Annotated in this window: 22 protein-coding genes; 20 read left to right on the top strand and 2 right to left on the bottom strand. The window is 64.5% G+C overall.

The window, feature by feature from the left end:
- Positions 1-22: 22 nt before the first annotated feature.
- From ACVIHF_RS16475 to ACVIHF_RS16450, 6 genes are all read left to right on the top strand, one after another.
- Positions 23-547 carry a copper chaperone PCu(A)C gene (locus ACVIHF_RS16475; RefSeq protein WP_057016486.1) on the top strand — a complete coding sequence of 175 codons (525 nt, stop codon included), beginning with the start codon at positions 23-25 and terminating at the stop codon, positions 545-547.
- 7 nt (positions 548-554) lie between these two features.
- Positions 555-1,082 carry a YcnI family protein gene (locus ACVIHF_RS16470; protein WP_253623827.1) on the top strand — a complete coding sequence of 176 codons (528 nt, stop codon included), beginning with the start codon at positions 555-557 and terminating at the stop codon, positions 1,080-1,082.
- Between the two features lie 3 nt (positions 1,083-1,085).
- Positions 1,086-2,648 (top strand): copper resistance CopC/CopD family protein, encoded by a 1,563-nt coding sequence (locus ACVIHF_RS16465; protein ID WP_456792301.1) that lies wholly within the window; start codon positions 1,086-1,088, stop codon positions 2,646-2,648.
- A 164-nt stretch (positions 2,649-2,812) separates the two neighbouring features.
- On the top strand, positions 2,813-4,132 hold the full coding sequence (gene proS / locus ACVIHF_RS16460; protein ID WP_456792300.1) for a proline--tRNA ligase: 1,320 nt from the start codon (positions 2,813-2,815) through the stop codon (positions 4,130-4,132).
- A 72-nt stretch (positions 4,133-4,204) separates the two neighbouring features.
- Positions 4,205-5,485 carry a lipoprotein-releasing ABC transporter permease subunit gene (locus ACVIHF_RS16455; protein ID WP_028339647.1) on the top strand — a complete coding sequence of 427 codons (1,281 nt, stop codon included), beginning with the start codon at positions 4,205-4,207 and terminating at the stop codon, positions 5,483-5,485.
- A 9-nt stretch (positions 5,486-5,494) separates the two neighbouring features.
- Complete coding sequence (locus ACVIHF_RS16450) at positions 5,495-6,193, top strand: ABC transporter ATP-binding protein (protein WP_092077449.1); 699 nt, start codon at positions 5,495-5,497, stop codon at positions 6,191-6,193.
- A 111-nt stretch (positions 6,194-6,304) separates the two neighbouring features.
- On the opposite strand, the gene ACVIHF_RS16445 is transcribed toward ACVIHF_RS16450, so the two are convergent.
- A complete protein-coding gene (locus ACVIHF_RS16445; protein WP_057016489.1) occupies positions 6,305-6,577 on the bottom strand; it encodes a DUF3551 domain-containing protein in 273 nt (90 codons plus the stop codon).
- Positions 6,578-6,692: 115 nt separating this feature from the next.
- Positions 6,693-7,043 carry a DUF3551 domain-containing protein gene (locus tag ACVIHF_RS16440; RefSeq protein ID WP_456792299.1) on the bottom strand — a complete coding sequence of 117 codons (351 nt, stop codon included), beginning with the start codon at positions 7,041-7,043 and terminating at the stop codon, positions 6,693-6,695.
- 237 nt (positions 7,044-7,280) lie between these two features.
- Here ACVIHF_RS16440 and ACVIHF_RS16435 point away from each other — a divergent pair, with 237 nt between their 5' ends.
- The 14 genes from ACVIHF_RS16435 to fabZ all read left to right on the top strand — a co-directional run bounded on the left by ACVIHF_RS16435 (position 7,281) and on the right by fabZ (position 24,420).
- On the top strand, positions 7,281-8,015 hold the full coding sequence (locus ACVIHF_RS16435; RefSeq protein WP_028333998.1) for an outer membrane protein: 735 nt from the start codon (positions 7,281-7,283) through the stop codon (positions 8,013-8,015).
- A gap of 192 nt (positions 8,016-8,207) precedes the next feature.
- A complete protein-coding gene (locus ACVIHF_RS16430; protein ID WP_253590635.1) occupies positions 8,208-8,411 on the top strand; it encodes a GDCCVxC domain-containing (seleno)protein in 204 nt (67 codons plus the stop codon).
- A gap of 477 nt (positions 8,412-8,888) precedes the next feature.
- A complete protein-coding gene (gene dnaE / locus ACVIHF_RS16425; protein WP_456792298.1) occupies positions 8,889-12,413 on the top strand; it encodes a DNA polymerase III subunit alpha in 3,525 nt (1,174 codons plus the stop codon).
- Between the two features lie 217 nt (positions 12,414-12,630).
- Entirely contained in the window at positions 12,631-13,623 is a 993-nt protein-coding gene (locus tag ACVIHF_RS16420; RefSeq protein ID WP_057016493.1) for a 30S ribosomal protein S2, read from the top strand.
- A 127-nt stretch (positions 13,624-13,750) separates the two neighbouring features.
- On the top strand, positions 13,751-14,674 hold the full coding sequence (tsf, locus tag ACVIHF_RS16415; RefSeq protein ID WP_057016494.1) for a translation elongation factor Ts: 924 nt from the start codon (positions 13,751-13,753) through the stop codon (positions 14,672-14,674).
- A gap of 71 nt (positions 14,675-14,745) precedes the next feature.
- A complete protein-coding gene (gene pyrH, locus ACVIHF_RS16410) occupies positions 14,746-15,462 on the top strand; it encodes a UMP kinase (protein WP_028334006.1) in 717 nt (238 codons plus the stop codon).
- A gap of 74 nt (positions 15,463-15,536) precedes the next feature.
- A complete protein-coding gene (gene frr / locus ACVIHF_RS16405) occupies positions 15,537-16,100 on the top strand; it encodes a ribosome recycling factor (RefSeq protein WP_456792297.1) in 564 nt (187 codons plus the stop codon).
- 21 nt (positions 16,101-16,121) lie between these two features.
- Positions 16,122-16,880, top strand: coding sequence for an isoprenyl transferase (locus ACVIHF_RS16400; RefSeq protein WP_253608473.1), 759 nt, complete (start codon positions 16,122-16,124; stop codon positions 16,878-16,880).
- Positions 16,877-17,725, top strand: coding sequence for a phosphatidate cytidylyltransferase (locus ACVIHF_RS16395; protein ID WP_456792296.1), 849 nt, complete (start codon positions 16,877-16,879; stop codon positions 17,723-17,725). Before ACVIHF_RS16400 ends, ACVIHF_RS16395 begins: the two co-directional genes overlap by 4 nt.
- A gap of 4 nt (positions 17,726-17,729) precedes the next feature.
- Positions 17,730-18,956, top strand: coding sequence for a 1-deoxy-D-xylulose-5-phosphate reductoisomerase (gene dxr, locus ACVIHF_RS16390; RefSeq protein WP_253608475.1), 1,227 nt, complete (start codon positions 17,730-17,732; stop codon positions 18,954-18,956).
- Between the two features lie 44 nt (positions 18,957-19,000).
- Positions 19,001-20,152, top strand: coding sequence for an RIP metalloprotease RseP (gene rseP, locus ACVIHF_RS16385; protein WP_253608476.1), 1,152 nt, complete (start codon positions 19,001-19,003; stop codon positions 20,150-20,152).
- Positions 20,153-20,327: 175 nt separating this feature from the next.
- Positions 20,328-22,868: an outer membrane protein assembly factor BamA gene (bamA, locus tag ACVIHF_RS16380; RefSeq protein ID WP_253608477.1), complete on the top strand. Its 2,541-nt coding sequence runs from the start codon at positions 20,328-20,330 to the stop codon at positions 22,866-22,868.
- 32 nt (positions 22,869-22,900) lie between these two features.
- Positions 22,901-23,962, top strand: coding sequence for a UDP-3-O-(3-hydroxymyristoyl)glucosamine N-acyltransferase (gene lpxD, locus ACVIHF_RS16375; protein ID WP_456792295.1), 1,062 nt, complete (start codon positions 22,901-22,903; stop codon positions 23,960-23,962).
- The gene (gene fabZ, locus ACVIHF_RS16370) at positions 23,962-24,420 is read left to right on the top strand and encodes a 3-hydroxyacyl-ACP dehydratase FabZ (RefSeq protein WP_076857667.1); all 459 of its coding nucleotides are present in this window, start codon (positions 23,962-23,964) and stop codon (positions 24,418-24,420) included. The genes lpxD and fabZ overlap by 1 nt, the downstream gene beginning before the upstream one ends.
- Positions 24,421-24,423: the final 3 nt, after the last annotated feature.

Below are 24,423 nucleotides of genomic sequence, written 5' to 3'. Positions count from 1 at the left end.
ACTTGAAAGGAAATCCGTCGCCATGAAGACGCTCTCCCGCATCCTTGCCCTCGCAGCGCTGACCGCTGCACTCGCGTCGACGTCCGCGCGCGCGGAGGACGTCAAGGCCGGCGATCTCGTGATCACGCAGGCCTGGACGCGCGCAACGCCGAACGGTGCCAAGATCGGCGGCGGCTACCTGACGATCGAGAACAAGGGGACGACGCCCGACCGGCTGGTGTCAGGCACCGGCGATGTTGCCGGCAAGATCGAAGTCCACGAGATGTCGATGGACAATGGCGTGATGAAGATGCGTGCGCTCGACAAGGGCCTCACCATCGAGCCCGGCAAGACCGTGAAGCTCGCGCCGGGCGGCTATCACCTGATGATGTTCGATCTGAAGAATCCGCTGAAGCAGGGCGACAAGGTGCCGGTCACGCTCGAGTTCGAAAAGGCCGGCAAGGTCTCGGTCTCGCTGGACGTGCAGGCCGTCGGCGCGCAGGGGCCGGGCGGCGGTCATTCCGGCCATGGCGACCATTCCGGTCACATGGACATGAAGAAGATGTGAGGCAGCCATGCGATCACAGACGCTCCTCATTGCCACGGCGGCGCTGCTCGCAGCGCAGCCGGCGATCGCGCATATCACACTCGAAGGAAAGCAGGCGGCGGTCGGATCGTATTACAAGGCGGTGTTCGCCGTGCCGCATGGCTGCGCGGGCTCGGCGACAATCAAGATCCGGGTGCAGATTCCGGAGGGCGTGATCGGAGTTAAGCCGATGCCGAAGGCGGGCTGGACTCTCGATGCGGTCACCGGCAAATACGCCGCCCAATACGACTATCACGGCGCCAAGCTTTCCGAGGGCGTCAAGGAAGTCGCCTGGAGCGGTGGCAAGCTTGCGGACCAGAACTACGACGAGTTCGTGATGCAGACGTTTCTCACCGATACCTTGAAGCCCAACACCACGTTGTACTTTCCGGTCGTGCAGGAGTGCGAGCAGGGCGTCAGCCGCTGGATCGATACCCCAGCCGACGGGCAGGGCGGCGGGCACGACCATGGCAGCAAGACACCGGCTCCCGGCGTCAAGCTGCTGCCGAAGTCGTAAGCGATGCGGCTGGTCGCAAACCTCGCAGCGCTGCTCGTGGCGCTGTGTCTTGCGACCTCAGCCCATGCGCACGCCGTCCTGATCGGCGCCGAACCGGCCGACGGCAGCGTGGTGGCTGAAGCACCCAGGACGGTGGTGCTCCGCTTCAACGAAGCGGTGGCGCCGACGGCGGTCAGCCTGCTCGACGCCGCGGGCAAGCCGCGCGACGTCGCGATCCGCGCCGTCGACCAGTCGGTGATGGTGACGCTGCCGGCGGGCCTGCCGCAGGGCACGCAGGTGGTCAGCTATCGCGTGGTGTCGCAGGATGGCCATCCGGTCGCGGGCTCGCTGCTGTTTTCGATCGGCGTCGTCACCGGCTCGGCGGCGCCGTCAAGCGACGGCGTGCTCGATGTGTTGATCTGGCTGGCGCGGCTCGGGCTCTATCTGGGCCTGTTTGCCGGCGTCGGCGGCGTGTTCTTTGCGGCCTGGATCGGGCAGGGCCCGGCCGGCGAACGGCTGATCATGTGGTCGCTGAAGATCGGCCTTGTCGGCGCGATCGCGTCGCTTGGCTTGCAGGGTGTCGACCTCTTGAACCTGCCGCTCTCGGGCATCGTGACGTGGGCGGCATGGGCCAGCGCCGCCGCTACCAGCCTGTTTCCCGCGCTGCTGCTCGCGATCGCCGCGATGCTAATCGCGGCGATCGCCTGGCGCAGCCCGTCGTTCGGTGCAGCTTTCACCCGCACCGCGATCGCAATGATCTGTGTCGGGCTGTCGTTTGCGGTCAGCGGCCACGCCGCCACCGCTTCGCCGCAATGGCTGACGCGAGCCGCGCTGTTCATCCATGGCGTGGGCGTGGCGTTCTGGATGGGCGCGCTCGCGCCGCTGGCGGTGCTTGCCTGGCAGCGCAAGGATTCGCTGCTGCGGGTGCTGCGGCATTTTTCGACGATCGCGGTGCCGGTCGTCGCGTTGATCGCCTTGTCGGGCCTGGCGCTCGCGATCGTCCAGCTCGACAGTTTTCACGCGCTGATCGACACCGGGTACGGCAACATCCTGGTTGCGAAACTGGTGCTGGTGGTGTTGTTGCTCGGGCTCGCTGCGCTGAACCGGTTGGTGTTCACGCCGGCCATCGCGCGCGAGTTTCATCGGACACGGCCGCTGCAGCGCTCGATCGCGCTGGAATTCGTGCTGATGATCGCCATTCTCGGCCTCGTTGCACTCTGGCGCTTCACGCCGCCGCCGCGCGTGCTGGCGATGTCGGCCGATGTTCCGCTCGCGGTCCACATTCACACCGATGCCGCGATGTTCCAGGTGCTGATCGCGCCGGGCAAGGTCGGGCAAAATGACTTCGTGCTGCAGCTGATGAACGGCGATGCCAGCCCGTTCACGGCCAAGGAGGCGACGCTGACGCTGAGCTTGCCCGAGCGCGGCATCGAACCGATGGAACGCGCCGCCGCGCGCGGTGCCGATGGCTATTGGCACGTGCGCAAGGTGCCGGTGCCGGTGCCGGGCCGCTGGCACATGCAGATCGACGCCTTGGTGACCGATTTCAAGAAAGTGACGCTGGAAGACGATTTCGAGGTCAGGTAAAGCCGCGGTCGGCGCGCTGGGCACTTCGATGGTACGCAATTCGTTCAAATGGCCGAAAATCGCCTGATTTGAAGGGTTTTTCTTATTTGGCGGCCTTGTGTTTTCACAGCCGATCCGGTTTCACTGCAGCTCTTCCCACGCTTTCCTGATTCCCGAGTAACGCCATGCGATTGTCGCGGTTTTTCCTGCCCATCCTGAAAGAAAACCCGAAAGAGGCGGAGATCGTCTCGCATCGGCTGATGCTGCGCGCGGGCATGATGCGGCAGGAGGCTGCCGGCATTTATGCCTGGCTGCCGCTCGGCTTCCGGGTGCTGAAGAAGATCGAGCAGATCGTTCGCGAGGAACAGGACCGCGCCGGCGCGCTCGAGCTCTTGATGCCGACGCTGCAGCTCGCCGATCTCTGGCGCGAAAGCGGCCGCTACGACGCCTACGGCCCGGAGATGCTGCGCATCCTCGATCGTCACAAGCGCGAGCTGTTGTACGGGCCGACCAACGAGGAAATGATCACGGAGATTTTCCGCTCCTACATCAAGTCCTACAAGAACCTGCCGCTCAACCTCTACCACATCCAGTGGAAATTCCGCGACGAGCAGCGTCCGCGCTTCGGCGTGATGCGCGGCCGCGAGTTCCTGATGAAGGACGCCTATTCGTTCGACCTCGACGAGGCCGGCGCGCGGCGCTCCTACAACAAGATGTTCGTTGCCTATTTGCGCACCTTTGCGCGGATGGGCCTCAAGGCGATCCCGATGCGGGCCGAGACCGGCCCGATCGGCGGCGACCTCAGCCACGAATTCATCGTGCTCGCAGAGACCGGCGAGTCCGGCGTCTACATCAACCGCGATGTGCTGGACCTGCCGGTGCCGGGCGCGGACGTCGATTATGACAGTGATCTGACGCCGATCATCAAGCAGTGGACTTCGGTCTACGCCGCGACCGAGGACGTCCACGAGGCTGCGCGCTTCGAACAGGAAGTGCCTGAGGCAAAGCGGCTGAACACGCGCGGCATCGAGGTCGGCCAGATCTTCTATTTCGGCACCAAATATTCCGAGACCATGAAGGCGATGGTGGCCGGTCCCGACGGCGTCGACGTGCCGATCCATGGCGGCTCCTACGGCGTCGGCGTGTCGCGTCTGGTCGGTGCGATCATCGAAGCGTGTCATGATGACGCCGGCATCAAATGGCCCGAGGCCGTCGCGCCGTTCCGCGCCGCGATCCTCAATCTCAAGCAGGGCGATGCCGCGGTCGATAGCGCCTGCGAGCAGCTCTATCGCGAGCTGTCGGCGAAGGGCGTCGACGTGCTCTACGACGACACCGACCAGCGTGCCGGCGCCAAGTTCGCCGCGGCCGATCTGATCGGCATCCCGTGGCAGATTCTGGTCGGACCCAAGGGGCTTGCGGACGGCAAGGTCGAAGTGAAGCGTCGCAGCGACGGCTCACGCGACAACATGAGCCCCGCCGACGTGGTCGCGAAGCTCGCGGGTTAAAGTTTATTCACGCCGTGCTGATCGGCGGGGTAATCCGGCCACATTTGGCCCGAATCATGGGATTATCGACAGATGGATGAGACCATGAGCGAGCCAGTCCGTACCCCGCCCTTTGCGCCATTCGAATGGCTGCTGTCCGGACGCTATCTGCGCGCGCGCCGCAAGGAAGGGTTCATTTCGGTCATCGCCGGCTTTTCGTTCCTCGGCATCATGCTCGGCGTCGCCACGCTGATCGTGGTGATGGCGGTCATGAACGGCTTCCGCAAGGAATTGCTGGACAAGATCCTCGGCCTCAACGGACACATTCTGGTGCAGCCGCTGGAATCGCCGCTGACCGACTGGAAGGATGTCGCCGACCGCATCAGCCAGGTGCAGGGCATCCGCCTCGCCGCACCGGTGGTCGACGGGCAGGGGCTCGGCTCATCGCCGTTCAACGCCGCCGGCGTCTTCATCCGCGGCATCCGCGCCGACGATCTCAACAACCTCACCTCGATCGCCAAGAACATCAAACAAGGCTCGCTCGAGGGCTTTGATGAGGGGCAGGGCGTCGCGATCGGTCGCCGCCTCGCCGACCAGCTTTCGCTGCATGCCGGCGACATGATCACGCTGGTCTCGCCGAAGGGCGCGGTGACGCCGATGGGCACCACGCCGCGCATCAAGCCCTACAAGATCACTGCGGTGTTCGAGATCGGCATGTCGGAATATGATTCGACCTTCGTGTTCATGCCGCTGACCGAGGCGCAGGCCTATTTCAACCGCAACAACGACGTGTCCTCGATCGAGGTGTTCACCACCAATCCGGACAAGATCGAAACCTATCGCAAGCTGGTGACCGAGGCGGCCGGCCGGCCGGTGTTCCTGGTCGACTGGCGGCAGCGCAATTCGACCTTCTTCAACGCGCTTCAGGTCGAACGCAACGTGATGTTCCTGATCCTGACCATGATCGTGCTGGTCGCGGCGCTCAACATCGTCTCGGGACTGATCATGCTGGTGAAGGACAAGGGCCAGGACATCGCGATCCTGCGGACCATGGGCGCCTCGCAGGGCTCGATCATGCGGATATTCCTGATCACTGGCGCATCGATCGGCGTCGTCGGCACGCTGGTCGGTCTGCTGGTCGGCTTGCTGATCTGCTTCAACATCGAAACCATCAGGCAATTCCTGTCGTGGCTCACCAACACGGAATTGTTCGATCCGACGCTGTATTTCCTGTCGAAGCTGCCTGCTGAAATCGATTTTGGCGAGACGCTCGCCGTCGTGATCATGGCGCTGACGCTGTCCTTCCTTGCGACGCTCTACCCGTCGTGGCGCGCCGCGCGCCTCGATCCGGTCGATGCGCTCCGGTACGAATAAGGAGCGCACATGGCGGAGGGGGCGGAAGACACACCGGTCGTCTATCTTCATGACATCAAGCGGGAATACCGGCAGGGCGAAGCGACGCTGACGGTCCTGAACGGCGCCACGCTCGCGCTGTGGCCCGGTCAATCGGTGGCGCTGGTGGCGCCGTCGGGATCCGGCAAGTCGACATTGCTGCACATCGCGGGCCTGCTGGAGACCCCTGATGACGGCGAAGTCTATGTCGCGGGCACGCCGACCTCGCAGATGTCCGACGTCGACCGCACCCAGATTCGCCGTTCCGATATCGGCTTCGTCTATCAATCGCACCGGCTGCTGCCGGAGTTCTCGGCGCTCGAGAACGTCATGCTGCCGCAGATGATTCGCGGCCTCAAACGCTCCGAAACCGTGAAACGGTCGACCGAGATTCTCTCCTATCTGGGGCTCGGCGATCGCATCACCCATCGCCCAGCCGAGCTCTCGGGCGGCGAGCAGCAGCGTGTCGCGATCGCGCGCGCGGTTGCCAACGCGCCCCGGGTACTGTTCGCGGACGAGCCGACCGGCAATCTCGATCCCGGCACGGCCGACCACGTCTTCAACGCGCTGATGCAACTCGTGAAGGCGACCCGGGTCGCGATGCTGATCGCGACTCACAATCTGGATCTCGCCGCGCGAATGGATCGCCGGGTGTCGCTGTCGAACGGACAGGTTGTCGAGCTCGAATAGTGCGCCGTCGCGTGAACTGGCTAGCGGTGCGCGTGAAGAAGCCGCGCTAAGACGAGAGAATCCGGAGCCTTTTTCCGTGTCGCTTCGATCGGAACGAAATGCTTCTGGCTCTCAATAAGCGGGGCGAGGCCGTCTGCCGGATGCTCTCGGCTGCCTGTCGATCGGCGGCCCGGCATAATAGGGGTTGTTGATGCAGATCGCCGCGAGGCCGGACGCCGAAGCCTGGCACTGCGCGATCGACGTGTAGCCGCAGTCGGTATCCTCACCGCCCCATCGGTAGTTGGTTTTGCAGACCGGCGAGGTCGAATCGTATTTCTGGGCGCTGGCCGGCGCGGCTGCCAAGGCCAGGAGTGTCGGCAAGAGTGCCAGAATCAGACTGCGCATCAGAAATCTCCTCGTCGGCGCCGGCAATGCTGATGCCGAGCGCGCGCGAATAGGCACCTGTGCGCAGCGCCGGATCAACTCACATTCCCGCGCCGGGGTTGCCGGACCGAGCGTATCAGTGGATGAACAGGTCGAAGAAATTGCCCTCACGGCGGTCCCGCGGGGACACGTGAAGATACGAGCGCGGGTCGTTGTCGCCGGCATAATAGGGGTTGGCGATGCAGTTCTGCCCGATGCCCGAAGCGGTGGCCAGGCACGCCTCATACGACGGATAGGAGCAGTTGCTCAGGCCGGGATAGCGGTCGCCTTGAATGCAGAACGGGTAACGCACGCCGACGGCGTGTGCGGGCGCAGTCCCCAGCGTCGCGAATGCGACCACAGACGCCGCAGCAGCAAGAATCATCGTCCGCATGTGCATTCCTTTTGCTGCGAAGATTCGACCTTGGCGACGATCCAAATCGGACAAGCCGGTTCCGGTCAACGATCTTGCGCGCAGCTGCGCACGCAGATCCGAATTGTGAAGATTGTGCGGCAACTATGTGGCAAAAGTTCCAGGAAGTGCCCGTAATACAGTATTAACTTCAAATTTGAGGGAAGTCGTTTGGCCCTGCCTGTTGCCGCGAAGTTACAGCAATTCCGCCGGGGGCTGCTATGACGGTGTCTCGCGGCCTTGGGGGCCTGTAGAAAAAGTTGGAACGGGAAAATGAAAAAGATTTTGCTTGTCACCGCCAGCATGCTCGCGCTCAGCGCGACTGCTGCTTCCGCGGCTGACCTCGCGGCTCGCCCTTACACCAAGGCTCCGCCGCCCATGGTTGCCGCTGTTTATGATTGGACTGGCTTCTACATTGGTATCAACGGTGGTTGGGGCCAGAGCCACGACAACCGTTCGGTCGACGGCTTCGGCGGCGTCGGAAGCTTCGACGCCAACGGCGGCACCGTCGGTGGCCAGATCGGCTACCGCTGGCAGGCCGGCGGCTGGGTGTTCGGTCTGGAAGCTCAGGGCAACTGGGCTGACTTCTCCGGCAGCACCGGCAACCTGGTCGTCCCGGGCGGCATCGTTCGCTCGAAGACCGATGCGTTCGGCCTGTTCACCGGTCAGATCGGCTACGCCTGGAATAACGTCCTGCTGTACGCCAAGGGCGGTGCTGCGGTCACCGATCGCAACTTCCAGTTCCTCAACGCGGCCGGCAATCTGGCGTCCGAGACCGGCTTCGACACCCGTTGGAGCCCGACGGTCGGTGTTGGCCTCGAATTCGCCTTCTCGCAGGGCTGGTCGCTCGGCGTCGAGTACAACCACATCTTCGAAGACACCCATGGCGCGACCTTCGTGACCCCGGCTGGTGTTGCCGTGACCGGCTTCCACACCGGTGGCGACACCGACATGGTCCTCGGCCGTCTGAACTACAAGTTCGGTGGCCCGGTCATCGCGAAGTACTGATCGCTCGCTTAATTCAAGCGGCATCGAAAACCCCGGGCTTTGGCCCGGGGTTTTTTGTTGGCCTGGCGGCGCCGCCGATCGGCCAGGAGCAGGGGACGGGCTTTGCCGTCCGCTCCGGGATTCGGGTCGGGTTTGATTGGGCGGGGCTTTCCAACCGAACAGTCAACGCCGCATATTCGCGGCATGACGGACCTGCAGCTGACTTCCCAACTGACGTGCCCATCCTGCGGCCATGTCTCCATCGAGACGATGCCGACCGACGCCTGCCAGTTCTTCTATGATTGCAAGGGCTGCGGCACTCGCCTGAAACCGAAAGCAGGAGATTGCTGCGTGTTTTGCTCATACGGAACGGTCCCTTGCCCTCCCAGGCAGGCTGGGAATTGCTGCGGTAACTAGCTCCCCGGAGGCTCAAGACGAGTTCGCCATCCGGATCACTGTCGGCGGCGAGACGTCGGCCGCTCAGGAATTAACCACAGGGGTCACTTCTCGAACTGAGTCGCCGGCATTGCTTGACTCCTAGAACAAAAAAGGAACAATGTTCTGCATACGTTCCGGTTCAGGGAGAGCGGCTATGTTGAAGATTTTCGTGCAAGAAGCTGCAGCGCTGGCATCGATCACGCTGTTCGTCGGGATGATCGCGGTGTGGGCCCAGCTGATCACCCAATTCTGAAAATTCGCCCGCGGGGACAGGGGCATCGCCGGCGGCATGGTCTGCCCCTGGGGAAAAGCAGGAGGACTTGCCGCCACGCCGCGTTCGGCGTGGACTTGGCAGGGGTCAGGCCCCACCATGGGATTGCGAGTCGGGTCTGACACTTTCGAGTTCCGGCCCTGGCGCTCGCTCCATCCCTGACTCAAGAGATTCCGTAAGCAGCCATGCCGAATGCCGGATTCGTTCACCTTCACGTTCATTCCGCCTATTCGCTGCTGAAGGGCTCGATCAAGATCGCCAAGCTGGGCGAGCTCGCGAAGGCCGACCGCCAGCCGGCGCTGGCGCTGACCGATACCGACAACATGTTCGGCGCGCTGGAATTCTCCGACAAGATGGCCGGCTACGGCATCCAGCCGATCGTCGGCTGCGAGCTGGCGGTGGATTTCGGCGACGTCGATCCGAATACGCGCAGCATCCTTGCGACGACGGGCCCGGCGCGAATCGTGCTGCTGGCGGCGCGCGAGCGCGGCTACCGCAGCCTGATGCGGCTGAACTCGCGGGCGTTCCTGGAGACGCCGGTCAACCAGACCCCGCACATCAAGTTCGATTGGCTCACCGACGACGCCGAAGACCTGATTGCGCTGACCGGCGGCCCGGACGGGCCGATCGCGCTGGCGCTCCGGGCCGAGCAGGCGGCGCTGGCGATCACCCGCTGCGAACGCCTGGCCGGCCTATTCGGCGATCGCCTCTACATCGAATTGCAGCGCCACGGCGCCGACAAGGAACGCCGCACCGAAGGCGGCCTGATCGATCTCGCCTACAGCAAGGGCCTGCCGCTGGTGGCGACCAACGAGCCGTATTTTGCCAGCAATGACGACTACGAATCGCATGACGCGCTGCTCTGCATCGCCGGCGGCCATCTGATTGCCGAGACCAACCGCGAGCAACTGACCCCGGATCACCGCTTCAAGACCCGCGCGGAAATGGCGGTGCTGTTCGCCGACATCCCGGAGGCGCTGGCCTCGACGGTGGAGATCGCCGAGCGCTGCTCGTTCCGGCCGAAGACCCGCAAGCCGATCCTGCCGTTCTTCACGGTGGGTGCCGCCGCCAGCGCCGATGCCGCCGCCGACGAGGCCGCCGAGCTGAAGCGCCAGGCCGAGGAGGGGCTCGCGAATCGCCTGCGGGTGCACGGTCTCTCGCCGGGAATGACCGAAGAGGACTACAGCAAGCGGCTTGCCTTCGAGCTCGACGTCATCACCCGCATGAAATACGCGGGCTACTTCCTGATCGTCTCCGACTTCATCAAATGGGCGAAGGCGCAGGGCATTCCGGTCGGACCGGGCCGCGGCTCCGGCGCCGGCTCGCTGGTCGCCTGGGTGCTCACCATCACCGACCTCGATCCGATGCGGTTTGCGCTGCTGTTCGAGCGCTTCCTCAATCCCGAACGCGTCTCGATGCCGGACTTCGACATCGACTTCTGCCAGGACCGCCGCGGCGAGGTGATCCAGTACGTGCAGGAGCGCTACGGCCGCGACCAGGTGGCGCAGATCATCACCTTCGGTACGCTGCAGGCGCGCGGCGTGCTGCGCGACGTCGGGCGCGTGCTGCAGATGCCCTATGGGCAGGTCGACAAGCTGACCAAGCTGGTGCCGCAGAATCCCGCTGCACCCGTGACGCTGGCGCAGGCGATCGAGGGCGAGCCCAAGCTGCAGGCGTTCCGCGACGAGGATCCGGTGGTGGCGCGTGCGTTCGATATCGCGCAGCGCCTCGAAGGCCTGACGCGCCACGCTTCGACCCACGCCGCCGGTATCGTGATCGGCGACCGGCCGCTGAGCGAGCTGGTGCCGCTCTACCGCGATCCGAAATCCGACATGCCAGTCACCCAGTTCAACATGAAATGGGTCGAGCCGGCGGGCCTCGTGAAATTCGACTTCCTCGGCCTGAAGACGCTGACCGTGCTCGACGTCGCGGTGAAGCTGCTCAAGCAGCGCAACGTTCATGTCGATCTCGCGACGCTCCCGATCGACGATGCGCCAAGCTATCAGATGCTGGCGCGGGGCGATGTCGTCGGCGTGTTCCAGGTGGAAAGCCAGGGCATGCGGCGCGCGCTGATCGACATGCGGCCGGACCGCTTCGAGGACATCATCGCGCTGGTGGCGCTGTATCGCCCGGGCCCGATGGCGAACATCCCGACCTATTGCGCGCGCAAGCACGGCGACGAGGAATCGGAATATCTGCATCCGATCCTGGAGCCGATTCTGAAGGAGACCTTCGGCGTCATCATCTATCAGGAACAGGTGATGCAGATCGCGCAGCAGATGGCTGGCTACTCGCTCGGCCAGGCCGACCTGCTGCGCCGCGCGATGGGCAAGAAGATCCGCGCCGAGATGGACAAGCAGCGCGACATCTTCGTCGACGGTGCGATGAAGAACGGCGTGGCGAAGGGCCAGGCCGAGACGATCTTCGAGCTGCTCGCCAAGTTCGCCGACTACGGCTTCAACAAGAGCCACGCGGCGGCCTATGCGCTGGTGTCGTACCACACCGCCTATATGAAGGCGCATTACCCGGTCGAGTTCCTCGCGGCGTCGATGACGCTCGAACTCAACAACACCGACAAGCTGTCCGAATTCCGTTCCGAGGCGCAGCGGCTCGGCATCAAGGTCGAGGCGCCCAACATCAATCGCTCCGGCGCGACCTTTGAGGTCAGCGACAACACGATCTACTACGCGCTCGCGGCGCTGAAGGGCGTCGGCATCCAGGCGGTCGAGCAGATCATCGAGGAGCGCAACAAGAAGGGCGCCTTCACCTCGCTCGCCGATTTCGCCGCGCGGGTGAGCCCGCGCGCCGTCAACAAGCGGATCATCGAGAGCCTTGCGGCGGCCGGCGCCTTCGACACGCTGGAGCCGAACCGCGCGCGCGTCTTCGCCGGCGCCGATGCGATCCTCGCCGCCTGCCAGCGCAGCCATGAGGCGGCGACCTCGGGTCAGAACGACATGTTCGGCGGCGCGGCGGATGCGCCGAGCATTATGCTGCCGCAGATCGAGCCGTGGCTGCCCGCGGACCGGCTGCGGCGCGAATACGACGCCATCGGCTTCTTCCTGTCGGGCCATCCGCTCGACGACTACGCGACCGCGCTGAAGCGGCTGCGCGTGCAGTCCTGGGCGGAATTCTCGCGCGCGGTGAAGACCGGCGCCACGGCGGGCAAGGTCGCGGCAACCGTGGTGTCGCGCATGGAGCGGCGCACCAAGACCGGCAACAAGATGGGCATCATGGGCCTGTCGGACCCGACCGGCCATTTCGAAGCGGTGCTGTTCTCGGAGGGCCTTGCGCAATACCGCGACGTGCTCGAGCCGGGCGCGGCCGTGCTGTTGCAGCTCGGCGCCGAATTGCAGGGCGAGGACGTGCGGGCGAGGGTGCTGCACGCCGAGCCGCTGGATCACGCCGCGGCCAAGACGCAGAAGGGCCTGCGGATATTCGTGCGCGACACCAAGCCGCTGGAGTCGATCGCCCGCCGGCTCAACGTGCCGGAAGCCGCGCCCGCCCCGGGCGGCGCCGCAAAGGCACCGGCCGTGAAGCCGGCCGCCGCGCCGCCACCGGCGGCGGGGGCCGATGGCGACGTCTCGCTGGTGATGATGCTGGACCTCGAGACCGAGGTGGAGATGAAGCTGCCCGGCCGCTACAAGGTCTCGCCGCAGATAGCCGGCGCGATCAAGGCGGTGGCGGGCGTGGTCGACGTGCAGACGCTGTAAAGGGGGCCTCCGGGCCGCCAAACAGGGCCGTTTCGGCACGATTTTGGGCCGTCCGGCCGGTGCAACCGGCCGTATTTCCTTGCTTCTGGCGCAAATCGCGCTATACAGCGCGCCATCTCACACGGAAACATGGCTCAAAAGGCCGTCCGGTGGCAGCCGGGCCATAAGGCGCGTCTGCTCACACGTTTCCGGAGGAACCAACCGGAGAATTATCACTATGTCGCTACCCGATTTTTCTATGCGTCAGTTGCTTGAAGCTGGCGTTCACTTTGGCCACCAGGCCCACCGCTGGAATCCGAAGATGCAGGATTACATCTTCGGCGCCCGCAACAACATTCACATCATCGACCTCGCACAGACCGTGCCGATGCTGCACCGTGCCCTGCAGGCGGTCAGCGATACCGTCGCCAAGGGCGGCCGCATCCTGTTCGTCGGCACCAAGCGCTCGGCCCAGGACGGCGTTGCCGACGCTGCCAAGCGTTCGGCGCAGTACTTCGTCAACTCGCGCTGGCTCGGCGGCACGCTGACCAACTGGAAGACGATCTCGGCCTCGATCAAGCGTCTGCGCCATCTCGACGACGTACTGTCGTCGGGCGAAGCCAACTCCTACACCAAGAAGGAGCGGCTGACGCTGCAGCGCGAGCGCGACAAGCTCGACCGTTCGCTCGGCGGCATCAAGGACATGGGCGGTCTTCCCGACATGATCTTCGTGATCGACACCAACAAGGAAGACATCGCGATCCAGGAAGCCCAGCGGCTCAACATCCCGGTCGCGGCGATCGTCGACACCAATTCGGACCCGAAGGGCATCACCTATGTGGTGCCGGGCAATGACGACGCCGGCCGCGCGATCTCGCTGTATTGCGATCTCGTGGCGCGCGCCGCCATCGACGGCATCTCGCGCGCTCAGGGCGATTCCGGAATCGACATCGGCGCGTCGGCGACGCCCGTGCAGGAAGACCTTCCGGCGGCTGCGCCGTCCGGCTTCCAGGGCCTCGCCGGCCCGCGCGGCACCGCCGACAACCTCAAGAAGCTCACCGGCGTGTCCGGTGCGATCGAGAAGAAGCTCAACGACCTCGGCATCTTCCACTACTGGCAGCTCGCCGAGCTCGACCACGACACCGCGCACAAGATCGGCGAAGAAGTCGGTCTGCCGAGCCGTGCCGACGCCTGGGTCGCCCAGGCCAAGACGCTCGCCGAAGCGGAATAAAGGCTACGCGGCGTGGCCGGGTCTCGCCCGGCCGCCGCTTCTATTCCACGAACAACGATCTCCCTGTCGCAGATAGCGGCGCCATCGGGCGCCGCGGTTTCTGTACAGGCAAGAAGGACATTGAACGATGGCAACGATCACAGCAGCGATGGTCAAGGAGCTCCGCGAGTCGACTGGCGCGGGCATGATGGATTGCAAGGCGGCGCTGACCGAGAACAACGGCGACATGCAGGAAGCGCAGGATTGGCTGCGCAAGAAGGGCCTCTCCAAGGCCGCCAAGAAGGCCGGCCGCGTCGCGGCCGAGGGCCTGATCGGCGCGCTGACCTCCGGCACCAAGGGCGTGCTGGTCGAGGTCAACTCGGAGACCGACTTCGTTGCGCGCAATGAGCAGTTCCAGGGCCTGGTCAAGATGATCGCCCAGGTCGCGCTGCACAACGGCGCTGACGTCGAGAAGATCAAGGCGGCCAAGGTCGGCGACGTCACCGTCGAGACCGCGATCTCCGACGCGATCGCGACCATCGGCGAGAACATGACGCTGCGCCGCGCCGCCTCGCTCGAGGTGAGCAAGGGCGTGGTGTCGAGCTATGTCCACAACGCGGTCGTCGAGGGCGCCGGCAAGATCGGCGTGATCGTGGCGCTGGAGTCCGCCGGCAAGACCGACGAGCTCGCGGTGCTCGGCCGCCAGCTCGCCATGCACGTCGCGGCGGCGAAGCCGCTGGCGCTCGACCCGGCCGGGCTCGATCCGGAGACCGTCAAGCGCGAGAAGGACGTGCTGGCCGACAAGTACCGCCAGCAGGGCAAGCCGGAGAACGTCATCGAGAAGATCGTCGATTCCGGCCTGAAGACCTACTACAAGGAGGTCTGCCTGCTCGATCAGGCCTTCATCCACGATAGCGGCAAGTCGGTTGCCCAGGCGGTGAAGGAAGCTGAGGGTAAGGTCGGCGGGCCGATCAAAATCGCTGGCTTTGTGAACTATGCTCTCGGTGAGGGAATCGAGAAGCAGGAAAGTGACTTCGCCGCCGAAGTCGCGGCCGCCAGCGGCAAGAAGTAACCGCTGACACCAGGGCGTCCGGCGCTCTGCGCCGGAGGCCTGCCTGCGCGGGATAAGAAAGCGATCGCATCATGGCTGAGCCGATCTATCGTCGCGTGGTGATCAAGCTGTCCGGCGAATATCTGGCCGGCTCTCACGGGTTCGGTATCGATCAACCGACGGTCGATCGCATCGCCGACGACCTGATCGCGGCCCGCAAGCTCGGTATCGAAGTCGCCGTCGTGATCGGCGGCGGCAACATCGTCCGTGGCGTCGAGGTGTCCTCGCGCGGCGTCTCCCGGCCGACCGGCGACACCATGGGCATGCTTGCCACCATGATGAACTGCCTCGCGCTGGAGGCGGCGATCGAGCGCAAGGGAACCCCGGCGCGGACCTTGTCGGCATTCGTGATGCCGGAGATTTCCGAGCTGTTCACCCGTAGTGCAACGCACAAATATCTCGCCGAGGGACGCATCGTCCTGCTCGGCGGTGGAACCGGCAACCCGTTCTTCACGACCGACACCACCGCCGTGCTCCGCGCGGCCGAAATCGGTGCGCAGGCGGTGCTGAAGGCCACCAATGTCGACGGCGTCTACAGCGCCGATCCGAAGAAGGACCCCAAAGCCAAGCGCTTCGACCGCCTAACCCATTCGCAGGCGATCGAGGGCGGCTACAAGGTCATGGACGCGACCGCTTTCGCACTTGCCCGCGAGACGTCGCTGCCTATCATCGTGTTCTCTATCGCGGAGCCCGGTTCGATCGGTGCGATTCTGCGCGGTACCGGACACGGCACCGTCGTCGCCGGCTGATTGCCGCGCCTCCGGGTCCAGATTTTGGACCCGAGGGCGTCGACAGCCGGTTTCTAGTGAAAGGGAGAAACGTCATGGCCGCAGCTGGTTTTGACATCAACGACGTGAAGCGCCGCATGCAGGGCGCCACGCAATCGCTCAAGCACGAGCTCGGCGGCCTGCGCACCGGCCGTGCCGCGGCCTCTATGTTGGAGCCGGTCCAGGTCGAGGCTTACGGCTCGCATATGCCGCTCAACCAGGTTGCCACCATCAGCGTGCCCGAGCCGCGCCTGCTCTCGGTGCAGGTCTGGGACAAGACGATGGTCAAGGCCGTGGAGAAGGCAATCGTCGACTCCAACCTCGGCCTGTCGCCGGCGACCGAAGGACAGGTGCTGCGCTTGCGGATTCCCGAACTCAACGAGGAGCGCCGCAAGGAGCTCGTCAAGGTCGCGCACAAATATGCGGAAGCGGCCAAGGTCGCGGTACGCCACGTGCGCCGCGACGGCCTCGACGTGATCAAGAAGCTCGAGAAGAATCACGAGATCTCCGAGGACGATCACGAGCGCCTGTCGAACGAGGTGCAGAAGGCGACCGACGGCGTGATCGCCGAAGTCGATCAGCTGCTTGCCGCCAAGGAAAAGGAAATCCTGACGGTCTGAAGGCGCTACGGGAACGAGCCGATGTCGAACGCCGCCGCCCCAGCAACTGACGGACCGGATCGCTCCGGCAGTCCGTTGCATGTGGCCATCATCATGGACGGCAACGGGCGCTGGGCCGCTTCGCGCGGCCTGCCGCGCGTCGAGGGCCATCGCCGCGGCGTCGAAGCGCTGCGCCGCGTGGTGCGTGCGGCCCATGAACTCGGCATCGTCTATCTCACCATTTTTTCTTTCAGCTCGGAAAACTGGTCGCGGCCCGCGAGCGAGATTGGCGATCTGTTCGGCCTGTTGCGCCGCTTCATCCGCAACGATCTGGCGACGCTGCATCGTGACGGGGTGCGGGTGCGCGTGATCGGCGAGCGTGACGGGCTTGACGCCGACATCTGCGCGCTGCTCAACGAGGCAGAGGAGCTGACGAAGAACAACGTCAAGCTCAACCTTGTGGTCGCCTTCAACTATGGTTCGCGGGCGGAGATCGCCGCCGCGGCGAGGCGCCTCGCGCGCGAGGTTGCCGAAGGCAGGCGCGACGCCAACTCCATCGATGCCGACACGCTCGGGCAATATCTCGATGCGCCCGACATTCCGGATCCGGATCTGATTATCCGCACCAGCGGCGAGCAGCGTCTGTCCAACTTCCTGATGTGGCAGGCCGCCTATAGCGAACTCGTGTTCGTGCCGATTCACTGGCCGGATTTCGACAAGGCGGCGCTCGAAGGCGCGATTGCGGAATACGGCAAGCGCGAGCGCCGGTTCGGCGGGCTCGCTGCGAAAACCGGATCGTGACCGAGGGCGAGGCCGCGCCGGCGGCAGCAAACGAGCAGAGGTCGCGCGATCTCGCGATGCGCGTGATTGCGGCGCTGGTGCTGGCGCCGGTTGCGATCGCGCTGGCCTATATGGGTGGCGTCGCCTGGTCGCTCCTCGTGACATTGGCGGCGGCCGGATTGTTCGCGGAATGGCTTGGTGTCACCGGACTCGGACGCGAACTCCCTGTCGTGGTGCCCGGCGTGGTCGCGTTGCTGCTCGCCGGACTGTGCCTGATGGCCGGCCGTATCGATGCGGCCCTGATCGTACTCGCCGCCGGTGCGGTTGTTGTGGCGCTGACGTCCGGCGCGGGGCGCAACTGGGCCATTGCGGGATTGCTCTATGCGGCAGGGGCCGAGATCGCATCGGTCCTGCTGCGCCTCGACACGGCGAAGGGCTTTGCCGCGCTGATGTTCGTGTTGCTGATCGTGTGGGTCACCGATATCGGCGGCTATTTCGCGGGCCGCAGCATCGGCGGGCCGAAGCTCTGGGTGCGGGTCAGCCCGAAGAAGACATGGGCGGGCGCGGTTGGCGGCTTCGTGGCGAGCCTGCTGGTCGCTGCCGGCTTTGCCGCCCTTGAGATCGGCTCGACCGGTCCGCTCTTGATGCTCGGCGCCGTGTTGTCGGTGGTCTCGCAACTTGGCGATCTCTTCGAATCCGCGGTGAAGCGGCGGTTCGGCGTGAAGGATTCGAGTCACATCATTCCCGGTCACGGCGGCCTCCTGGACCGCCTGGACGGATTTGTCGCGGCCGTCATTGTGGCGGCGATTTTCGGCTTTCTCCGTGGTGGCGCCGATGGCGTCGGGCGCGGTCTTATGGTTTGGTGATGAGATGAGCGCAGTTCCGTTGCGTAACAACAAGGCCGCGGCGGCATCCGCCGCGCGCACCGTAACCGTCCTCGGTGCCACCGGCTCGATCGGCGACAGCACTATGGACCTGCTGCGTGGCGCGCGCGACCGCTACCGGGTCGAGGCGCTGACCGCGAACAGCAATGTCGAGGGCCTCGCCAAACTGGCCAAGGAATTCGGCGCGCGGTTCGCAGCCATTGCCGATCCGGCGAAGCTTTCGGAACTGAAGGACGCGCTGGCCGGAACCCGGACCGAATGCGGGGCCGGGGAGAGCGCGATTATCGAAGCGGCCGCGCGGCCGGCCGATTGGGTGATGGCGGCGGTCAGCGGCGCGGCCGGGCTGAAGCCCGCGCTTGCCGCGGTCGATCGTGGCGCCACCGTCGCGCTGGCCAACAAGGAATGTTTGGTCTGCGCCGGCGATATCTTCATGGAGCGGGCCAGGAAGGCCGGCGCCTGCATCCTGCCGGCGGACTCCGAGCACAATGCGCTATTCCAGGCGCTGGCTTCCGGCAACCGCGAGGAACTGACGCGGGTGATCATCACCGCGTCCGGCGGGCCGTTCCGCACCTGGGCGCCCGCCGACATCGAGCAGGCGACGCTGGAACAGGCTCTGAAGCATCCCAATTGGAGCATGGGGCAGAAGATCACGATCGATTCCGCCTCGATGATGAACAAGGGTCTCGAGGTGATCGAGGCGTCCTATCTGTTCGCTTTGACGCCCGACGAAATCGACGTGCTGGTGCACCCGCAGTCGATCATCCACGGCATGGTCGAGTTCTCCGATCGCTCAGTGGTCGCCCAACTCGGCACGCCCGATATGCGGATCCCGATCGCGCATTGCCTCGGCTGGCCCGACCGCGTCGTCGGCCCGTCCGCCAAGCTCGACCTCGCCAAGATCGGACAGCTCACCTTTGAGGCGCCGGATTTTGAGCGCTTCCCGGGGCTGCGGCTGGCCTACGAGGCGTTGCGGATGGGGCACGGCGCGACGACGGTCTACAACGCTGCGAACGAGATCGCGGTCGCCGCGTTTATCGCCGGCAAGATCAAGTTCGGCGCGATCGCCCGGCTGGTCGAGGCGACGATGAACGATTGGATCAAGTCAGGGAATCAGCCACCACTGCACTCGGCGGATGATGCGATTTCCGTTGACCATATCGCGCGAAATAAAGCTGCCGCCCTATTGCCTCAAATTGCCTTAAAGGCAACCTAGAGGGTTGGGGACGGAGCCTTTGGCTCTTGTCGAGGGAAAATCGAATGCCCGAGTATTTTATTCATAGTATCAATGCGTTGAGTCATGGGCTTCTCGGTACCATCGTTCCCTTCCTCTTTGTCCTGACCATTGTCGTCTTCTTCCATGAGCTCGGCCACTTCCTGGTCGCGCGCTGGGCCGGCGTGAAGGTGTTGACGTTCTCGCTGGGCTTCGGGCCGGAGCTCGCCGGCTTCAACGACCGGCATGGCACGCGCTGGAAGATCTCGGCGATTCCGCTCGGCGGTTACGTCAAATTCTTCGGCGACGAGAGCGAGGCTTCGACGCCGTCCACCGAGGCGTTCGCCGCCATGACGGCGGAAGAGCGTGAAGGCAGCTTCCATCACAAATCGGTCGGAAAGCGCACCGCCATCGTTGCGGCCGGCCCGGTGGCGAACTTCATTCTCGGCGCCCTGATTTTCGCGGGCATGGCGCTCTACTACGGCAAGCCGAGCACGATTGCCCGGGTCGACGGCCTGGTGGCCGAAAGCGTCGCCGCGAACGCCGGCTTCAAGGTCGGCGATGTCGTCGTGGATATCGACGGCAGCGCGATCCAGAGCTTCGCCGACATGCAGCGGATTGTAGCTTCGAATGCTGGTTCAGAGCTTGGATTCAAGGTGAAGCGCGATGGTGCGATTGTCGCGCTCAAGGCGACGCCGGCGCTCCGGGAGGTCAAGGACCCCTTCGGCAATGCCCACCGAATCGGCGTGCTCGGAATTGAGCACAAGGCTCAGGTCGGCGAAGCGACCAGCGCCTCGGTCGGCGTGCTGGAGGCCCTCAAGATCGGCGTCGAGCAGGTTTGGTACATCATTTCCAGCACGTTCAAGTTCCTGGGCTCGCTGTTCGTTGGAACCGGCAATCCGGCCGAGGTGAGCGGCGTCATTGGAATCGCGAAGCTGTCGGGGCAGGCCGCGAGCGCCGGGTTCCAGTTCGTGATCAATCTTTGCGCCATCCTGTCGGTCTCGATCGGCCTGCTGAACCTGTTTCCGATCCCGCTTTTGGATGGCGGACACCTGCTTTTCTACAGCGCGGAGGCGCTGCGGGGACGCCCGCTGTCGGAGCGGACTCAGGAGGTGGGTTTCCGAATCGGGCTGGGTCTGGTCCTGATGTTGATGGTGTTTGCGACGTATAACGACATCCTCAGGATCGCCGGGTCCTGAAACAGGCTTTTTTGTGGCGTTGCCAATGGGCAACGTCTTGGAACGAAAATGGAAATGTTCGGCTCTAGTAAGTTTGCCCCCTTGGCAAATTTGGTTACAAGCTGAGCGGCAGGTTGGGAATCTGTCGGGTCGTTGGGGAACGATCTGGCATCGTTAAGATAAGGGCGCATTGCGCATGATGTTTGGAATGCGAGTGAGGGGGGGGCTGTTCGCCGCCTTGGTCATGTTCGCCGCGCCGGTGGTTGCCACCTTGGCGACCGTAGCTGTGTCTGTGCCTGCGTCGGCGCAGACCGTCGATTCGATCACGGTGGAGGGGAACCGCCGTGTCGAGCTTGAAACCATCCGCTCCTACTTCCATCCCGGACCGGGCGGTCGGTTGGCCCAGGCCCAGATCGACGACGGTCTGAAGGCGCTGATCGAGACCGGCCTGTTTCAGGACGTCCATATCGACCAGCGGGGCGGGCGCCTCGTCGTGGTCGTGGTCGAGAACCCGGTGATCGGCCGCGTTGCCTTCGAGGGCAACAAGAAGATCAAGGACGAGCAGCTCACCGCTGAAGTTCAGTCCAAGCCGCGCGGCACGTTCTCGCGCCCGATGGTCCAGTCGGACGCCCTCCGCATCGCCGAAATCTACCGTCGGTCCGGCCGCTATGACGTGCGGGTCAATCCGCAGATCATCGAGCAGCCGAACAACCGCGTCGACCTGATCTTCGAGGTCAATGAAGGCGTGAAGACCGGCGTCCGGTCGATCGAGTTCATCGGCAACAGCGCCTATTCGGCGTCCCGCCTGCGCGACGTCATCAAGACCCGCGAATCGAACATCCTGAGCTTCCTCGGCGGCAACGACGTCTACGATCCCGACCGGGTCGAGGCCGATCGCGACCTGCTGCGTCGCTTCTATCTCAAGAACGGCTATGCCGACGTCCAGGTCGTGGCCGCGCTGACCGAATACGATCCCGAGAAGAAGGGCTTCCTGGTTACCTTCAAGATCGAGGAAGGCCAGCAGTACCGCGTCGCGTCGGTCAACTATACGTCGTCGATCGCAACGCTCGACCCGAACGCGCTGCGCACCTACTCGCGCGTCAATGTCGGCTCGCTCTACAACGCCGAGGCGCTGGAGAAGTCGGTCGAGGAGATGCAGATCGAGGCATCGCGCCGCGGTTACGCCTTCGCGGTGGTCCGGCCGCGCGGCGATCGCAACTTCGACAATCACACGGTGTCGATCACCTTCGCGATCGACGAAGGTCCGCGCACCTATATCGAGCGCATCAACATCCGCGGCAACAGCCGTACCCGCGACTACGTGATCCGCCGCGAGTTCGATATCTCGGAAGGCGACGCCTACAACCGTGCGCTGGTCGACCGTGCCGAGCGCCGGCTGAAGAACCTCGACTTCTTCAAGACGGTGAAGATCACCACCGAGCCGGGCTCCTCCAGCGATCGCGTCATCCTGATCGTCGATCTCGAGGAGAAATCGACCGGCGACTTCTCGGTGTCGGGCGGCTACTCGACCACCGACGGCGCGCTGGCCGAAGTCAGCGTCTCCGAGCGCAACCTGCTCGGCCGCGGCCTGTACGCGAAGGCGTCGGTGACCTACGGCCAGTATGCCCGCGGCTACTCGCTGTCGTTCGTCGAGCCCTATCTGCTCGACTACCGCGTCGCGCTCGGCCTCGACCTGTATCAGCGCCAGCAGCTGTCCAACAGCTACATCGCCTACGGCACCAAGACGCTGGGCTTCAGCCCGCGGCTCGGCTTCAGCCTGCGGGAAGATCTGTCGCTGCAGCTGCGCTACTCGATCTACCAGCAGGAAATCACCCTGCCGTCGACGCTGAACAACTGTAACAACGTGCCGACCCTGCCGGATGGAACGCCCAACCCCGCGTTCAATCCGAGCCCGGCCTATGCGAACCTGAACGGGATCAGCCTGGTGTCGACCAATGGTCTCGGCTGCTTCTTTGACGGCGAAGCCTCGCTGCCGGTCCGCAAGGAGCTGGCGGGCGGCAAGACCCTCACATCGGCGCTGGGTTACACGCTCAACTACAACACGCTCGACAACAACAAGAACCCGACCGACGGTCTGATCGTCGACTTCAAGCAGGACTTCGCCGGTGTTGGCGGTGACGTCAGCTACATCAAGACCGCGATCGACGCGAAGTACTACACCCCGCTGGTCTCCGACATCGTCGGCGTGATCCACGCGCAGGGCGGCATCCTGAACAAGCTCGGGACCTCGGATCTGCGCATGCTCGATCACTTCCAGATGGGCCCGAACCTGGTCCGCGGCTTTGCGCCGAACGGTATCGGTCCGCGTGACATCAACCCGTACGGCACCATGGACGCCATCGGCGGCACCAAGTACTGGGGCGTGTCGGCGGAACTGCAGATGCCGTTCTGGTTCCTGCCGAAGGAAGTCGGGCTCAAGGGCGCGGTCTATGCCGACGCCGGCGGCCTGTACGACTACCAGGGCCCGACCTCGTGGGCGGCGACCGGCGAAGTCAACGTGCCTGGCTGTATCAGGCCGACGAACAATCCGCCGTCTCCGGGTACGTGCCTTGGCCTGAGCTACGACGACAGCAAGGTTGTCCGTACCTCGGTCGGTGTCGGCCTGATCTGGCAGTCACCGTTCGGCCCGCTGCGCTTCGACTACGCGGTGCCGCTGACCAAGGGTGCGTTTGACCGCACGCAAGAATTCCGGTTTGGCGGCGGTACGACGTTCTAAGACCGATTGCCAACCGGACTGCGACGGATGGAATGGCGCAGCCGATCTTCTACAAGAGTCCTCCTTCGTCATCGCTGGCCGAAATAGCCGCGCTGACGAAGGCGCAACTGGTCGACCCCGAAAGGGGCGCGCTTCAGATCAGGGGGCTGGCCTCGCTCGACGAGGCCGGTCCGATGCATCTCGCCTTTTTCGACAATCTGAAATACGCCGACCAGCTTGCCGCGACCAAGGCCGGGGCGTGTCTGGTCAGCCCGCGCTTCGAGGCGCAGGTGCCGAAGGGCACTGCCGTGCTGCGGGCGGCGAAGCCGTTCCAGGCGTTCGTCGAGCTCGCCCGGCAATGGCACGCCGATGCCCTGCGGCCGCAATCCTGGTTCGACACCGAGGGCATCGCGCCGTCGGCGATCATCGATCCCACCGCGCGCCTCGAGGACGGCGTCATCGTCGATCCGCTGGTCGTGATCGGCCCGCGGGTGGAGATCGGCTCGGGCACCATCATCGGCGCCGGCGCGGTGATCGGGGCCGACGTCAAGATCGGCCGCGACTGCAATGTCGGCGCCAAGACCACCATTCAGTTCGCGCTGATCGGCAACAACGTCCTGATCCATCCCGGCTGCAATATCGGCCAGGACGGCTACGGCTTCATCTTCTTCGGGCCGGCCGGCCATGTGAAGGTGCCGCAGACCGGCCGCGTGGTGATCCAGAACAATGTCGAGGTCGGCGCCGCCTCGACCATCGACCGCGGTTCCCTGCGCGACACCGTGATCGGCGAGGGCACCAAAATCGACAATCAGGTCCAGATCGGCCACAATGTGACGATCGGCCGGCACTGCCTGCTGGCGGCCCAGATCGGGCTCGCCGGCAGCCTGACCATCGGCGACAATGTCGCGCTCGGCGCCAAGGTGGGCATCAACAACCACCTCAAGGTCGGCGACGGCGCCCAGGTGACGGCAATGAGCGCGGTCAAGGACGACATCCCGGCCAACGGTCGGTGGGGCGGGCATTTCGCCAAGCCGACCAAGCAGTGGTTCAGGGAAATTATCGCAGTGGAGCGTCTGGTGCGCGACAACGAAGCCAAAGGTGAGGGGCAGGAGTGATGGAGGAGGCACCGGTCAAATTCGAGCTGGTGGATATCAACGATATCCTGAAGACGCTTCCGCATCGCTTTCCGATGTTGCTGATCGACCGGGTGATCAATATCCGCACCGACTACAGCGGCATCGGCATCAAGAACGTCACCTTCAACGAGCCGCCGTTCCAGGGCCACTTCCCGGACCGCCCGGTCTACCCCGGCGTGATGATGATCGAGGCGATGGCCCAGACCGCCGGCGTCATCGGCATCAAGTCGGTCGAGGGCACCGAGAAGCCGCGCGCGGTGTATTTCCTCACCATCGACAAGTGCAAGTTCAGGAAGCCGGTGATGCCCGGCGACACCATCGAGTATCACATGCGCTCGCTCGGCCGGCGCAAGACGATGTGGTGGTTTCACGGCGATGCCAAGGTCAACGGCCAGGTCGTCGCCGAGGCCGATGTCGGTGCGATGCTGACGGATTAGGAC

The sequence above is a fragment of the Bradyrhizobium sp. USDA 4506 genome (assembly GCF_054058795.1).
The sequence above is the reverse complement of the archived record's forward strand: the minus strand, read 5'-3'. Positions and strand labels throughout refer to the sequence as shown.